The organism is Halomonas sp. DP4Y7-1 (genome assembly GCF_019800705.1).
GTDB lineage: Bacteria > Pseudomonadota > Gammaproteobacteria > Pseudomonadales > Halomonadaceae > Halomonas > Halomonas litopenaei_A.
Map to the genome: position 1 here is coordinate 25244 of NZ_JAHVKS010000007.1, position 15093 is coordinate 40336.

Genomic DNA, 15093 nt, shown 5'->3' on the forward strand with positions numbered 1-15093 from the left:
AGCGTCAGAGCACCATCGCCGCGATCCAGGCAAAGACCAGCATACCGAGGTTGCAGTGCAGGAAGGTGGGGATGACGCTGTCCCGAATATGGTCGTGCTGGCCGTCGGCGTTCAAGCCGGCCGTGGCCCCAAGGGTAATGGTCGACGCAGGCGAGCCGGCATCGCCGAGGGCGGCAGAAGCGCCCAGCAGGGCAATGGCCGCTAGCGGGTCAAAGCCCAGCGTCAGCGCCAGCGGCAGATAGATCGGGGCCAGAATGGGCACGCTGGCAAAGGAATCGCCAAAGCCGATGGTAATGAACAGACCGACGATCAGCATGACCGCTGCGCCCACCGCCATGTTGCCGCCAATCAACGCTGCCGAGGCGCTGACCAGGGCGTCGATTTCCCCCGTCGCGGTCAGTACGCCGGCGAAGCCTGAGGCGATGGTGATGATGACGGCGATCTGAGCCATCATTCGCAGCCCATCGGTGAACACGTCGTCCTGCTCCTGCCAGCGGAAGATGCCGCCAAGGGTCAGAATCAGGAAGCCCACCATGGCTCCGATCAGCAGTGAATCAAAGCTAAGCTGAAAGACCAGCGCCACGGCCAGCGCCGCCAGCGTGATAATGAGCTGAAGGGGCTTCAGCCGCGAGGGGGCGGTCGGCCGGGTGATCGCGACGGAGGCGTCAGGAGTGGCGTAGTCCCGCGGCCTGCGGTAGCTGATAAAGACTGCCACCAGCAGCCCTGCGACCAGTCCCAGCACGGGTAAGGCCATGGCCTTGGGCGCCATGTCGGCAGTCGCTGTCAGGCCGTGTGCAGCGCCCACGCTGTTGACGTTGGCCAGCAGGATCTCGTTGAGGAAAATGGCGCCAAATCCGGTGGGTAGCAGCAGGTAGCTGGCGCTGATAGAGCACGCCAGAATGCAGGCTACGGCGCGGCGGTCGACCTTGAGACGGTCCAGCACACCAAGCAGCGGTGGGATCAAGATCGGGATAAAGGCGATATGCACCGGCACCAGATTCTGGGACATCAGCGAGGCCACGATGAATAGCCCGAACAGCGTCCATTTGACGCTGCGCCGAGTGCCTTCCTCGTGACTGCCAAGTCGCGATGAAATGGCATCGGCCAGCAGCTCCAGCAGGCCACTGCGGGACAGCGCAACGGCGAAGGCGCCGATCATCACATAGGTCAGACCCACCTGAGCGCCTACCAGCAGATTGTCGTTGAACGCGCCGATGGCGTCGGTCATCGGCATCCCAGCATGCAGTGCGCCGAGCATGGCCGCACTGATCAAGGCAATGGCCACGGGAATCCTCAGCAGGCAAAGGATGATCATGCTGAGAATGGTCAGCACTACCGCGTTGATGTGATAGCCGGCTGCCAGGCTGATGCCGTACAGCGCGGCGCACACCACGAGGATAGGAAGCGCCTGGGCGCGGCTGTCTTGACGGCGCGCTGAGGCCGCCGGAATTGCATTGTCGGGCATGGTGTCTCCGGCTCAATCTGAGCCATGTGTCCAGGTGGTTACGGGGCGGCCAGTGAGGGGTGTGACGCGGGTTTGACGCTGCTCACCTCTCAGTGTGCTGGCAGCGGCAAACGTCACTGGCGCCAAGATCATACCTCAAGACACCGCTCGCCAGGCGTCTAACCCTGCAAGCCTCCTGTCATATCAGGTGCTATTTCAGGTGCTTGCCAGACCGGTGATTCACCATGCCAATAAAAAGCGCCGCCCTGATGGGGCGGCGCAACATCGCCAGGACGCGGTGGCGTGTCAGTGTCTCAGGCCATGGCCGCCGCTGGGCTGGGCATGGGCTGAGGGGGAGGTGGTGTCGTCGCCATGAGCGCCCGCTCCAGGTCCATGGCCTTGCACTTGTAGGCGGTACAGTTGGCGCAGTGCACGCTGTCACCGTCGTCGCGACCAACAGGAATAGTGAAGCGGCTGTGACCGCAGATGCTGCAGTTGAGGTCTAGAGCAACGGTAATCATACGCTGCACTCCTGTGCGACAGCACTGCGGTGTTGGCCATGTTGCTCTCTGCGGATGGCCATCATCAGGCTGCGAGACTTGTTGAGAAATCGCAGATAGTCCGGTGTCTGACGCTGCTCCCAATCGGCAACGGTGGCGTGGAATTCGTCACACTCGACGCAGCGGAGTTCATCCCAGTCATTGTGCTGCGAAGCGGATGCCGGAATAAGGGTGGCCTGGTCATGGCCGCACAGTGTGCATGTGATGGGGTAGTACATCTGGCGCCCTCCTTGGCGCGTCATCTTTCATCGCTCCTTGCGAGGTTACGCTGCAAGCGGTGGCTCGCTGCCTTGCTGGCCTACCCCTTGCAGCGTCATGTAAAAGGTTGTCATGTATTTCTATTTTGTGCAAGTTGTGTATAGCTTGTGCGGGGTGCGCTTGCGCTGTGGCGTCGCCGACGTTTCTTTCGACGCAGCATGATGACGCCTCTTTGTGACGTTTTGATGGATAGGGTGAGGGGAAAGCGTCGGGTAGAAAAATACTTGTACGATATATTTATCTGGTCTAGTTTTTGTACATGATGTTGTTACATACCGCCTCGGTGTTCTGAGTGGTGCAGATGGCCTTGGTTCACAGGGCTCTGGTTCACAGGGCTCTGGTTTACGGGGACTTGGTTTACTGGCCCTTGGTTTAAGGAGCCAGGTTTCAGGAGCTCCGGTTTAAGGGGCCGGGTTTATGGAACGCAGGTTGAGAAGCCCTGGTGGGTGGGGCTCCGGTGCCACGAGCCGACAGGTCCACCGAAGGCATGATGTCAGGAGGAAGGAGCATGAAGGCAAAGGGACTTTTGGCCGCCGGGTTGCTGTTCAGCGCCTCGGCAGTGTGCACCAGCGCAGCTGCGGCTGAGGGCGACACGCTGTGGCAGGTGATTCAGGACGATGAGCGCCTGACGACCTTTGCTACTGCGGTGGAGGCGTCCGACCTGGACGAGCGCATGAGCGAGGAAGGGGAGATGACGGTCTTCGCGGCGACCCAGGAAGCCTTCGACGCGCTGCCCGAAGGCCGTCTCGACGATTGGCTGAGCGACGACAAGACTCAGCATCGGCGTCTGGTCGAGGTGGTTTCCTATCATCTTGTGGATGGCGCGTGGCAGCCGGGCGACAGTGATGTTGTCACCACCCTGCAGGGCACCGAAATGTCGGTCGAGGAGCAGGATGGTGATTGGCAAGTAGGCAACGCGACGCTGGTAGAGCGTGACATTCAGGCAAGCAATGGCGTCATCCACATCATTGACGCCGTGCTGATTCCGGAGTGAGTTCTGGACTGACTAATAGGTTTCGATCGAATCCTGTCCCGTCTTGCCGCCCTTCAGGGCGGCTTTTTTTGTCATGAACAGGCGTAGGGGAACACTGCATGAATTCCGCCGCTTCGCTGCGTTACGCGCTGCTCAATTTCCTCACCTATACCGCATAGGCTCCGGGGGCAGCGCTGCGTGGGCCTTGCGCCGCTAGGCTGATGACTTCCGCGCTTCCTTAGCGAGGGCTGTCTGTGCGCCAGTAACGGCGTGTCAGGCGTACCAGCAGGGCCAGAGTCAGGGCCGCATAGACGGCGGCCATGACATCATCCGCGACAATGCCCAGGCCGCCGCCGATGCCTTCGATCTCCCGCACGGGGGATAGCTTGGAAATATCGAACAGACGAAACAGCAGGTATCCGAGCGGCAGCATGATCCGTCGGCGGTGGCGCGAGAAGGCCAGAACTACCAGCGGCAGGGCTACCCACTCATCCAGCACGATCTGGGAGAGATCGCCGCCTCCCAGCCACTGCGAGGCAAAGTGGCAGATGGGAACGGCGGTCAGGATCAGCAGCAGCGCGATCGCAAGCCGTCGTGCCGGCGGCAGCCGCAGCAAGTACCAGGCCACGGGAATGCCGATCAAGGTTCCGACGGTTCCGGGGGCCCAGGGCGAGTGGCCTAGCCCGAAGCCTGTGGCGATCCAGATCAGCAGGTCCTGCATGACACCTCTCCAGCAGTGCGCCCCAGGGAATCGTCAGGCGCCAAGACGCCGATAGTGGCGATTGGCGAGCAGGAACGCAATGCGAACATCCCCGTGTGGTGTAACGCTCAGGCTCCAAGTGCTAGCGGCTCGGGCCGTGCCGTTTCAGCTGGCCAGCGGCTCGTCCATGCTGTCGCTGTTGTCTCCATGACCCTCGGCGCTGGCGTCTGGGTCGCTGGCGATGGGCAGGACATCGACTTCGACCTCAAGCTGTTGCCGGCCGCCACCGGTCACGACGCCCTTGATCGGCGCTACGTCGTCATAGTCTCGGCCCCAACCCAGCAGCAAGTGACGCTCGCCAACGCGCACGCCGTTGGTGGGGTCGAGGTCCAGCCAGCCCCACCCTGGTATCAGCACCGCGAACCAGGCATGTGAGGCGTCTGCCCCTAGCAAGCGAGGCTGCCCAGGAGGCGGACTGGTCTCCAGGTAGCCGCTGACGTAACGAGCGGCCAGGCCGATAGAGCGCAAGGCGGCGATCGCAAGATGGGCAAAATCCTGGCAGACCCCGCGACGCTCTACCAATACCTGCGACGGCGTGGTTTCCAGGTTGCTGAACTGACTGTCGTAGTAGAACTCGTCATAGATACGGCGATTAAGGGCATCCACACACTCCACCAGGTCGCCGCCAGGGGGAAAGCAGGCCTCCACCCACGCCGCCAGCAGTGGACGACGCTCGATATAGGCCGAGTTTTCGAGAAATGGCTGAGCTTCCCAGTAGCTCGTGGTGCCAGGTGTTGCCAACAGGTCGCGGCAGGTTTCCCAGGACATGGCATTGGCAGGGGGCTGGGGCCGTGGGGAGGTGGTGATCCGCGCTTCCAGGGTTACTTCCAGCACCTGGTGCGGCGTGTCGATGGCAAACAGGTTGATACGGTTGCCAAAGGCATCGCAGCGTTGCTGGTGCAGCGGAGTCATGGGCGATGTGGACAGGCGCGCGAAGGCCACCTGTTGCCAGCCCAGCACGCGAGGGGACAGACAGGCTTCGTTCTCGCTGAGCGTCACGATCTCGCTATAGCGATAGCGGGTGGTATGGCGCAGGTAATAGTTCATCTTGCAGTGCCCGAGCGAGGGCCTGATACCCGCATGACGCAGCGCCGGCTGGCAGGCACGTCATGGTCAAGGATGGACCGTCCTGCGGTCCCGGCATACGAGGACATGATGAGTGCGATGTGGCTCCTGATGACGAAGGGATACAGCACCTGTGGCGCTGTGATCAAGATGTACCCCAGGCTGGGCATCGGCTCAAGTCCGCCGTATGCCCGTTGAGCTGCACTGTAACCTTATACCCTCTGGACCTCATCCCTCAGGACCCCTGGCAAATATCCGCAGGTGGGTCCATGAGCTTGGCTCGCTTTCCTGACCAAGCTCTCCAGACCAAACTCTCGTGGCCAAACCATCCACACCCCTTTGGCGGCGACAAAGCATCCACATCCTGTTGAGGTTGGGGAGGCCGGTTTCAGCCCGTCGTGACGCACTGTCCTGGTGCGCGCGTCGGCAGAACTGCCCCGAGGACGAGCCAGCAGCCTGCCAGGGGCGTGACGCATTCACCGCCATGTGCCCGTTGCGGTGCCGATTGTCCCGGCGGCTAACTTACCTGTGTCCGATACGGCAGATTTTCTGTGTTCTGGTACAGACCTTGCTATACAGCAGGTAGGGGACCCCGATATGTCGATGGGATGTACGCCAGTCTGGTGCATCACGATCCGGTGCAGGATGCCTCGGTGGACGAAGGCATAGCAGGGTAGACCGCTGTTGATAACAAGAGGGTGTGCCGATGAGCCATGTGGATTGGCAGCAGTACAACTGCGCTGGGTTCTACGATGAACTGGTGGCCATGCCCGGGATGCCGCGGGACGCGGCCAAGATGCTGTGCGACGTGCTGGAGGGATTTGCGCCGGATGAGCTGGCTGAGCGCAAGACGGCGGCAGAGATTGCCATCAGAACCATGGGCATCACCTTCACGGTGTATTCGGAAGGCAGCATGATCGATCGGGCCTGGCCCTTCGATATCGTACCCAGGATCATTCCCGCCGATGAATGGCGGCGTACCGAAGCCGGCCTGAAGCAGCGCGTCGAGGCGCTCAACCTGTTTATCGACGACCTCTACCACGACCAGAAGGTCATCAAGGATGGGGTCTTGCCCGCCGATGTGCTGGCGCAGTCGGTCAACTTTCGTCCCCAGTGTGTCGGTATCGACCCGCCCCACGGCGTCTGGGCACACATTTGTGGGTCCGACCTGGTGCGCGGTGGGGACGGCACGATCTACGTGCTGGAAGATAACCTGCGAATCCCCTCCGGCGTCTCGTACATGCTCGAGAACCGCAACGTGACCAAGCGCGTGCTGCCGGAGCTGTTTGCCTCGGGCAAGATCCTGCCCGTGGACGATTATGTGCCCCAGCTTTACGACATGCTGGCCGGCATGTCGCCTCGTCCCTGGGACGACCCGCAAGTGGTGGTGCTGACGCCGGGGATCTACAACTCGGCCTACTACGAGCATGCCTATCTGGCGCAGCAGATGGGGGTGCAGGTGGTCCAGGGCTCTGACCTTGTCGTCGATGATGACGATGTGGTCTACATGCGCACGGTACAGGGGCTGACCCGGGTGGACGTCATCTATCGGCGTATCGATGATGCCTTCCTCGACCCGGAGGCCTTCCGTGCCGACTCCGTATTGGGGGTGCCGGGACTGATGCGGGCCTGGCGCAGCGGCAAGGTGGCACTGGCCAATGCCCCCGGGGCCGGGGTGGCCGATGACAAGGTCGTCTATGCCTTCGTGCCGCAGCTGATCAAGTACTACCTGGACCAGGATGCCTTGCTGCCGAACGTACCGAGCTACCTCTGCATGCTTGAGGAGGATCGGCGCTACGTGCTGGAGCACCTGCATGAACTGGTGGTAAAGCCGGCCAACGAGTCAGGCGGCTACGGCATGCTGATGGGCCCTCAGGCCTCCCAGGCGGAACGCGACGCCTTCGCCAAGTTGATCCAGCAGGACCCGCGCAACTACATGGCCCAGCCCATGCTCAACCTGTCGACCACGCCGACCCTGTTCGACGGTCGGCCTGAGCCTCGCCACGTCGATCTTCGGCCCTTCATCCTGTCTGGCCAGGATGGTGCCTATGTCACCACCGGCGGCTTGACCCGTGTTGCGCTGGTAAAGGGGTCGCTGGTGGTCAACTCGTCCCAGGGCGGGGGCAGCAAGGACACCTGGATCGTCGAGACGGGGGAGGACTGAGACCATGCTGATGCTTTCAAGAGTCGCCGAGAACCTGTACTGGATGGCCCGCTATATCGAACGGGCCGAGGACACCGCGCGCCTGATCAACGTCTCCAGCCACCTGATGCTCGACATGCCCTATCGACAGCCGCTGGGATGGGCGGCGATGGTCGATATCACCGGAGGCGGGGAGCTTTTTGCCACCCTTTACGATGAGCCCAATGACCGCAACGTCATCCAGTTTCTGTGTGCTGACCGGCGCTACTCCGGGTCGATTCTGTCCGCCCTGGCTCAGGCCCGGGAAAACCTGAGGACTACCCGGGACGTGGTGCCCCGGGAAGTCTGGGAAGAGATCAACCAGCTCTACATGAATGCCAGCGCCCAGGCTGATGCCGGGTTGGGACCTGGCCGTCGCGAGGTCTTTCTCAAACTGGTGATTCGTGGCTGCCAGACGCTGATTGGCCTGATCGAAGGGACCCTGAGCTACGGCGGTCCACGGACCTTCATGATGTTGGGGCGCCAGCTGGAGCGTGCCGACATGATCACCCGCATCATTGATGTGCGTTCGGCCAACCTGCTGCAGCGAGACAGTGATGAGATTCGGCCCTTCGAGCACCTGCAGTGGATGAGTGTGCTGAAGTCACTGACCGCCTACCAGATGTATCGCCAGCACGTGCGTTGTCGAGTAAGAGCCACTGACGTACTGCGTTTTCTGGTGCAGGACGGCAAGTTTCCACGCTCGGTGTCGCGCAGTCTGAAGGACAGCATGCGTGCGCTGCGCTCGCTGCCGCGGCATGACAGGGCATTGGCCACCGCGACGCTGGTTCACGCCGATGTGGCCGAGGCCGACGTGCTGGCGCTGGTTCGTTCTCCCGAGGCGCTGCACGAGTTCATCGACACCCTGCAGCAGGGCGTTGCAGAGCTGCATGCCGCCATTGCCCGCACGTACTTTCCGACGCTGGATGACCTGGAGGAAGTGGCGCTGGCGACGGTGGCCAACGAGGAATAGCGGGACGTCGCGAACGGTAGCTACGCCATGCGCCGACTCGCTGTCGGCGCTATGGCGGTCGCTCGCTACCGGCTCTGATCGATATGTTCCCCATCAGCAATGTTGGTCTTCATGGCCTTACAATGGCCATTTCATGTGGTGCTGATCGATGACGAAGACGTGCCGATGCCGACCTCCAAGATGGTCGTGAGGATGGCGATGGGGCTCCGGCCCCTCCCAGCCCTCATGCTCATGCTGATGGTGCTCATCATGGTAATGCAGATGGGTATGCGCCACCGGGTCGTGGTCATGCTCGAGGATCTGCGGGTCCCGTGCCGACCAGGCTCGGGTCGCGAGCGTCGTCGATAGCAGCGCGATTACCCCCAGTAAGGCGAAGGTCTCGGTCAGCCCCACCTTGGCCCCGACCCAGCCGGCCAGCGGATAGGCCACGAGCCAGCAGCCATGTGATAGCGAGAACTGTGCGGCGAATAGCGCCGGACGGTCCTCTGGATGGCACGACTGCTTGAGCAGGCGCCCAGTGGGGGTCATTACCAAAGAGGCGCCGGCGCCCAGTAGGAACCATAGCGCCACAAGGCCGACGAAGTCGGGAGCGAGCAGACCGAGGAACAGGCTCACCGTCATCATTACAGCGCCCGTGAGCATGATCGGCCGCTCCCTCATGCGTTCTAGCACCTTTGGCAGCAGCAGAGCCGCCAGAATTGAACCACCTCCCACCGCCGCGAAGGCCATAGCCACCGCTTGCTCGCCCAGGCCCAGAGAGGAGCGGACGTAGACCACTGTATTGACGACCTGCATGGCTCCAGCGGCCGATACCACCATATTCAGGGCCAGCACCCCGCGCAGCCGAGGCGTCTTTAGATAAAGCCGCATACCATGGGAGACCTTGCGCCAAACGCTCGGCGTCTCTTCCTCCACCACCTGGGGCGACGGCAGTACTACCGAGATGACTAGGCCGGCCGAGACCAGGAAGGCCAGACCGTTGAGCAAGAACAACACATCGAAGCCCATGACCATCAGCAGCGCTGCGGCTGCCATGGGGCTGAGCAGGTTCTCTAGGTCGTAGGAGAGTCGCGACAGTGATAGCGCTTGGGTGTATTCCCCCTCGTCTTCGAGGAGATCTGGGATCGTTGCCTGGAAGACCGGAGTAAAGCCCGCGGAGGCGCCATTGAGCAGGAAAATCAGTACGTAGATCTGCCAGATCTCGGTGACGAAGGGCAGCGTACAGACCACTGAGGCTCTCAATAGGTCCAGGCATACTAGCAAGGCACGGCGCGGTAGACGCGAAGCATAGGCCCCAACTAGGGGCGCAATGCCCACGTAAGCCACCATCTTGATCGCTAGCGCTGTACCCAGCACGGTCCCAGCCTGCCCCGCGGCCAGTTCATAGGCCAACAGCGCCAAGGCCACCGTCGTCAGTCCGGTACCGGCAAGGGCGGTAATCTGGGCCAGGAACAGGTGACGGTAACGGCGGTGACTCAGCACCTTGATCATGCAGTTCTCCTGGTGATGAGAGAGACGTTACAGATAGCGCACAATCGTCTTGAAGTCGTCGACTCGGGCCCGCTCCCCCGGTGCCTGGGGGGCAATCGCTTCATCCAAACAGTGGTCAATATGATCCTGAATGAGGGTCCGCTTAGCCTGTTGGATCGCCTTCTCCACGGCATGTAGCTGCTGGGCCACTTCCAGGCAAGAGCGCTCTTCCTCGATCATGCGGGTCACGCTCTCCAAGTGCCCGCCCGCTCGCTTCAGGCGTTTGATGATGTCGGGATGTGACTGGTGGGTATGCGATGTCATGATCCGTTCCTCGTTGGTATTTATATCCCCCTGGGGGGGATGTTAGACTCCTGAACGCTGTCGTGACAATGTCCCATGAAGACAAGGTCACATGGTGCATCATCTCGGCTTTCGCCTTGGAGCTAGTCTGCCTCTATGTTCAACCGCCTGTGCCAACACCTCGGTCATCTGTTCCTGTTGCTGCTGATCGCGCAGGGGCTGGTTATGTCCGGCATCGGCGAAACTCGCGCACACGGACCGGTCGACGCAGTGGCCGTCGAGCACAACCTCCAGGAAGAACTCCAGATAATGCATGGGCATGCGCACCGCCACGTGCATGCGTCGACCGACCGACAGCCGCTGTCCCATGACGGTGGAAGCCACTTCCATGAGACGGCGGATAGGATCATGGACAGGATTGTCATGGCACTCCTGCCCCCCAGCACCATCCGGCAGCAACAGCGGGATGGCAGCCCGCTTCGTCGAGCCTTCAGGCTCGAGCGCCCTCCACGGCCGGTCATGGCGGCATGACCTTGGTCGCCTGTCAGGCGACCTTAATTCGATACCTAAACCGTGGAGAGTTTCATGTTCCCCTCATTGATGAGGGGCGAGTGCGGTGTGCCTGATAAGGCCCGACACTACGCCCTGACCCTGTTCGCCCTGCTGGTATTGCTCCTAGGAGCCAGCGGCGATGCCCTCGCCCATGCCGTCGCGGAAGGCGACAAGGGCTATATCCAAGAGATCTACGGCATCCACCTGATGTCGTTCATCTACCTCGGCGCCAAGCACATGGTGACGGGGTATGACCACATTCTGTTTCTGCTAGGGGTGATCTTTTTCCTCTACCGGATGCAGCACATCGCCATCTACGTCAGCCTATTCGCGCTGGGGCATTCCACGACGATGCTCCTCGGGGTGTATTTCAACATCGGCCTCAACAGCTATCTGATCGATGCCATCATCGGGCTCTCCGTCGTCTACAAGACGTTGGACAATCTCGGCGCCTACCAGCGCTGGTTCGGTTTCCAGCCCAACACTAAGGCGGCGACGCTGGTCTTCGGCTTCTTCCACGGCTTCGGCCTTTCGACCAAGATCATCGAGTACGAAATCTCGCCGAACGGCCTAGTCCCCAACCTGCTGGCGTTCAACGTCGGCGTGGAAATCGGCCAGCTGCTGGCCCTTGGGGCCATCCTTATCGTGATGGGGTTCTGGCGACGCACCCCGGGCTTCCTGAGCCATGCCTACACCGCCAATGTCGCCATGATGTGCGCCGGTTTTGTACTGATCGGCTATCAGCTCACCGGCCTGTTCGCCACCTGATTTCAAGGAGTTCGAGATGTACAACACCGATATGCCTAACCGCGCCGAACTGCCCTCTACCGGAAAGTTGATTCGCTCAACCCTGTTGGCCGCCGTGGTCGCCACCGTGCTACTGGTCACCGTCGTGCTGCCTGCGGAGTACGCCATCGACCCGACCGGCACGGGACGCCTACTGGGGCTGACCGACATGGGGGAAATCAAGCAGCAGCTGGCCGAGGAGGCCGAACTGGACCGGATAAATGCCACGGCGGCACCTCAACCAGAGGCCCCGGCCGCAGCCATGCCGAAGCAGGAGGCCCAGGAGGCCGTCGCCGAGACTGCGCCTGCCGCAGCTGAGGCGCAAGCCCCGGCACCCGAGCCGGCCGTTACTTGGCGCGATGAGGTGCAGTTCACCCTGACACCGGGCGAAGGGACGGAATACAAACTGACCATGGAGAAAGGTGCCGTAGCCCGCTTTGTCTGGGAATCCGAGGGTGGCCCGATCAACTTCGATACTCATGGCGACGGTAGCGGCAATGCCATCAGCTATGAGAAAGGGCGCGGTGTGGCAAAGGATGAGGGGAGTCTAGAAGCCGCCTTCACGGGTAACCATGGCTGGTTTTTTCGCAACCGCAATGACAATGAAGTGACCATCGAGCTTCGCCTGGACGGAGATTACGGTGAGTTAAAGCGGATGCTCTGATAGTTGGGTTCTTCCTTCGCCATCCTGACCCTCTCTGAATGAGGGTCAGGAATCGAGCCACTTATCCTCTTTCTGCTTAACGCAGACTGTCATCGGCTATACTAGTGCAAGGGCTAGACAGCTCGTCCAAAGGGTTCTGCGTCTGCATGGCGGGCAGACAGCACCATCTCGTGGACGTAGCGCAGCTTGGCGGCAATGGTTGGTGTAATCACTTCCGGGACCAGGTCGAGCAGCCCCATCTCGCGGTTCATTTCATTGAAGCCCAGGCTCAAGCGACCAAAGGTGTAGAGCATGGCGTCCAGGTCCTCGTCAAAGCCGGTGGGGGTGATGCCGAAGTGTCCGGCGGTATCGAGGATCGCCACCATGTCGAGGTAGAAGCCGAAGGTCTCGGCGAAATCCTCCCAGGGGTGCATGGTGGCGTAGGCGGACAGATGGTGCTCTCGCCAGTCTGCAGGTGGGCCCTGCTGGTAGTGGCGCTCGAGGGCGTCGCTGTAGCTGGGGTGGCGATGGTCACCAAAGACGGCGATGCAGGCGTCTTCGTCTCTCCCCTTGATCAACAGCTCCCAATAGTAGTGACCGATCTCGTGTCGGAAATGCCCGATCAGCGTCCGATGAGCCTCATTGAAGTCGGTGCGCAGGCGTTCGCGTTCGACATCATCGGCCTCCTTGACGTTGATGGTGATGTGACCGCCGGCGTGCCCGGTAAACACCGGCATGCCTTCTTCGCTGCTGTGCCATCCTCCTTCCACCGGTACTTCGTCCGCCAGGAACGAAAAGGATAATGGCGGGTCTGCCTTGTCTGGGCTGACCTCATGGGGAAGCCCCAGCAGATCAAGGGTATAGAACAGGCGTCGCTTGGCACTCTCGAGCTTGGCCCAGCGCTCGCGATGGCCTTCGATGGACAGGTCCGGAATGGCCCGGTTGTGGCGGCAGCAGTCACACAGGGTTATCCCCTGATCGGCCTCCTGGGCTGTGAGCATGCGATTGCAAACCCCTTCCACCGCATAGTTATGACACTTGACCAGCAGGGTGCCACAGCCGTCGTCGACACAGCGGTAGCGCCCGTCAGCTTGCCGTTCCATGGCGACCAGGGCATTGCATCCCGGACACCAGCCCACCTCCGTCGCGCAGACCAGGCATTGGGTGTTATCGAAGAACAGCCGATTGTCGCAGCGGTGACAGGGGTAGTGGCGCATTGAGGCGTCCTCGATCAACGGCAATACATCAGTTGCCGCTAGTATAGCCAGCCTAGTGGTCAGCGCTGTGTTGAGTGTGCTCAACGGATGGGCAGACCTGCCCCGCTGCGCCAGGCTGGCTCGCTCACCGGCATCAGCCGAAGCGTTGAGACGGCCCTTGGCATAAATGCGCCAGGAAGTTTGCCTGGTCCTCGGCGAGGCGGGGTTGCCAGGGGGCCTCGTAGATCGCGAAGTGGCCGGTGTCGTAGGTCTTGAGGGTGACCCGGTCCTTGAGGATGTCGGCCAGTCGGTAGCCGGGGGCAATCGGCGTCACGCTATCGCGGAGGCAAAGTTGCAGCAGCAGCGGACAGGACAGCCGGTGGGCGACCTTGACGGGCCGATAGAGTCCCAGCGCCAGCAGCGCACGCGGGGCAATGCGGTTGTCGAAGTCGTCACCGGCGAAGCGCTGAATGCCTTCCAGCGCATCGGGTGCGGTGAGTGCGGCCAGCGTGCCCGACTCACCTGCCAGCGGGATATAGTGTGGGGACCGCCCGAGGCTGCCGCGTATCAAGTCGGCAAGGCCCGCGCCGGTCATGCGCAGGAAGGTCCCTAACCCTTCGTCCTTCAGCTTCACCAGTGATGAGGCCTGGCCGTCCAGCATGGGATTCATGGCAATGACGGCGGCGATATCCCGACGCCGTGCCGCCAGCTGGAGGACATGGGCGGAGGAAAAGGACGTCCCCCATAGCACCAGCGGACGGAGCGATTCGAGGCTGCGGGCGTGATCGATGGCAGCCAGGTAATCCTGCTGCTGGCGGCAAATGCCGAGCAGCTGGCGCGGCTCCCCAGCGGAGCGTCCGAAATGGCGATAGTCGAAGGCGAGCACGCTGTGGCCCGCCTGCTGGAGTGCCTTGGCGTAGGGCATCAAGCCGCCCTCGACGGTGCCGCCAAGGCCATGGGCCATGATCACCAGGGCACCGCTGTCCGGCGTCGCTGACGCCGACGGTAGCCACCAGCCGTGGCAACGGGTGCCTTGACTAGGAAATTCCACCTGGCGAATGGGCTCTGGGTGTCTGTTGCTATCGCTCATGGCGTGGCCTTGTCTCTCACCGCGTGGCCCGGTATCCCGGGGTGGTGGGGAGCGAGCTCCAGGGTCATGTAGACGCTGTTCGGGTCCACCACATAGTCGGCGAAGGGCGCGCAGATGACGAAACCATGCTGTGCATAGAAGCGCCGGGCCGGGGCAAACCCTGGCTGGGAGCCCGTCTCAAGGCTCAAGCGTCGGTAGCCGCGCTGACGAGCTGCCGCTATCAGGTGTTCGAGCATCCGCGTGGCGATGCCACGTCTCAGTTGATCCGCAGCAGTGCGCATTGACTTGATCTCGCCATGATCGTGGCCAATCGCCTTCAGCGCCACGCAGCCGACAAGTCGATCCTGCTCCCACAGCCCCCACAGGGTGACGTCATTGCCCTTCAATTCGTCCAGGCTAAGTGCGTGCCGGCTCTCCGGAGGAGAGTCTGGCGCCAGCCGCTTGAGGTCTCGCCGGTGGGCGCGAATCATGGCCACCATATCGGGGTGAGTCAGATCATCTTGCTTGAACTGAAACATAAGGATCCTCGAGAACGCTGGCGCCTGGCTGGGCCAGTCACAGGGGCATGGACCGCAGTCTACAGGGCTGGCCATTGTCCGGCGAGACGGACACCTCTGTTGGTGCGACTGGGCAATCGAGTCAGGCGTGTCAGGGCATCGTGGCAGGAGACGTCCACTGGCGCGACGACCACTTTTTGTCAAAACCGTGGCGTAACAACGCTGTGTTAGGGGGTAGTGTCCCCGGAAAATGGCGTGGGTCAACGGAGTATATATATGCGTTATGTAATCTTATGTCGCGATGAATTAAGGCCTGCTTAAGGTTGGCGGCCCATGCTGTC

16 protein-coding genes are annotated in these 15093 nt (G+C 61.6%); 6 read left to right on the forward strand and 10 right to left on the reverse strand.

Annotation, left to right across the window (positions count from 1 at the left end; genetic code table 11):
- Positions 1-4 precede the first annotated feature (4 nt).
- From KUV72_RS13700 to KUV72_RS13710, 3 genes are all read right to left on the reverse strand, one after another.
- The gene (locus KUV72_RS13700) at positions 5-1465 is read right to left on the reverse strand and encodes a Na+/H+ antiporter family protein (RefSeq protein WP_261317502.1); all 1461 of its coding nucleotides are present in this window, start codon (positions 1463-1465) and stop codon (positions 5-7) included.
- Positions 1466-1758: 293 nt separating this feature from the next.
- Positions 1759-1965, reverse strand: a complete 207-nt coding sequence (locus KUV72_RS13705) for a hypothetical protein (protein ID WP_222238785.1) — start codon at positions 1963-1965, stop codon at positions 1759-1761.
- A complete protein-coding gene (locus KUV72_RS13710) occupies positions 1962-2246 on the reverse strand; it encodes a hypothetical protein (RefSeq protein ID WP_222238786.1) in 285 nt (94 codons plus the stop codon). Before KUV72_RS13710 ends, KUV72_RS13705 begins: the two co-directional genes overlap by 4 nt.
- Positions 2247-2770: 524 nt before the next feature.
- On the opposite strand from KUV72_RS13710, the gene KUV72_RS13715 reads away from it, so the two are divergent.
- Positions 2771-3256 (forward strand): fasciclin domain-containing protein, encoded by a 486-nt coding sequence (locus KUV72_RS13715; RefSeq protein WP_222238787.1) that lies wholly within the window; start codon positions 2771-2773, stop codon positions 3254-3256.
- Positions 3257-3473: 217 nt separating this feature from the next.
- On the opposite strand, the gene KUV72_RS13720 is transcribed toward KUV72_RS13715, so the two are convergent.
- Both KUV72_RS13720 and KUV72_RS13725 read right to left on the reverse strand, forming a co-directional pair.
- A complete protein-coding gene (locus KUV72_RS13720; RefSeq protein WP_222238788.1) occupies positions 3474-3956 on the reverse strand; it encodes a phosphatidylglycerophosphatase A in 483 nt (160 codons plus the stop codon).
- A 144-nt stretch (positions 3957-4100) separates the two neighbouring features.
- Positions 4101-5042, reverse strand: a complete 942-nt coding sequence (locus KUV72_RS13725) for a transglutaminase domain-containing protein (protein ID WP_222238789.1) — start codon at positions 5040-5042, stop codon at positions 4101-4103.
- A gap of 724 nt (positions 5043-5766) precedes the next feature.
- On the opposite strand from KUV72_RS13725, the gene KUV72_RS13730 reads away from it, so the two are divergent.
- Positions 5767-7224 carry a circularly permuted type 2 ATP-grasp protein gene (locus KUV72_RS13730; protein ID WP_222238790.1) on the forward strand — a complete coding sequence of 486 codons (1458 nt, stop codon included), beginning with the start codon at positions 5767-5769 and terminating at the stop codon, positions 7222-7224.
- 4 nt (positions 7225-7228) lie between these two features.
- Complete coding sequence (locus KUV72_RS13735; protein ID WP_224852135.1) at positions 7229-8215, forward strand: alpha-E domain-containing protein; 987 nt, start codon at positions 7229-7231, stop codon at positions 8213-8215.
- Positions 8216-8332: 117 nt separating this feature from the next.
- Here the strand turns inward: KUV72_RS13735 and KUV72_RS13740 are convergent, their stop codons facing one another.
- Positions 8333-9706: an MFS transporter gene (locus KUV72_RS13740; protein ID WP_222238791.1), complete on the reverse strand. Its 1374-nt coding sequence runs from the start codon at positions 9704-9706 to the stop codon at positions 8333-8335.
- 27 nt (positions 9707-9733) lie between these two features.
- Entirely contained in the window at positions 9734-10009 is a 276-nt protein-coding gene (locus tag KUV72_RS13745) for a metal-sensing transcriptional repressor (protein ID WP_222163921.1), read from the reverse strand.
- A 135-nt stretch (positions 10010-10144) separates the two neighbouring features.
- On the opposite strand from KUV72_RS13745, the gene KUV72_RS13750 reads away from it, so the two are divergent.
- From KUV72_RS13750 to KUV72_RS13760, 3 genes are read left to right on the forward strand one after another with little or no spacing between them, the layout of a single operon-like run.
- Positions 10145-10519: a hypothetical protein gene (locus KUV72_RS13750; protein ID WP_222163922.1), complete on the forward strand. Its 375-nt coding sequence runs from the start codon at positions 10145-10147 to the stop codon at positions 10517-10519.
- Positions 10520-10573: 54 nt separating this feature from the next.
- Complete coding sequence (locus KUV72_RS13755) at positions 10574-11308, forward strand: HupE/UreJ family protein (protein WP_222163923.1); 735 nt, start codon at positions 10574-10576, stop codon at positions 11306-11308.
- A gap of 16 nt (positions 11309-11324) precedes the next feature.
- Positions 11325-11990, forward strand: a complete 666-nt coding sequence (locus KUV72_RS13760) for a hypothetical protein (RefSeq protein WP_222238792.1) — start codon at positions 11325-11327, stop codon at positions 11988-11990.
- Positions 11991-12103: 113 nt separating this feature from the next.
- Here KUV72_RS13760 and KUV72_RS13765 read toward each other — a convergent pair whose 3' ends face one another.
- The 3 genes from KUV72_RS13765 to KUV72_RS13775 all read right to left on the reverse strand — a co-directional run bounded on the left by KUV72_RS13765 (position 12104) and on the right by KUV72_RS13775 (position 14773).
- Positions 12104-13186 carry a putative zinc-binding metallopeptidase gene (locus tag KUV72_RS13765; RefSeq protein ID WP_222238793.1) on the reverse strand — a complete coding sequence of 361 codons (1083 nt, stop codon included), beginning with the start codon at positions 13184-13186 and terminating at the stop codon, positions 12104-12106.
- 133 nt (positions 13187-13319) lie between these two features.
- Entirely contained in the window at positions 13320-14255 is a 936-nt protein-coding gene (locus KUV72_RS13770) for an alpha/beta hydrolase (RefSeq protein WP_222238794.1), read from the reverse strand.
- A complete protein-coding gene (locus tag KUV72_RS13775; RefSeq protein WP_222238795.1) occupies positions 14252-14773 on the reverse strand; it encodes a GNAT family N-acetyltransferase in 522 nt (173 codons plus the stop codon). Before KUV72_RS13775 ends, KUV72_RS13770 begins: the two co-directional genes overlap by 4 nt.
- Positions 14774-15093: the final 320 nt, after the last annotated feature.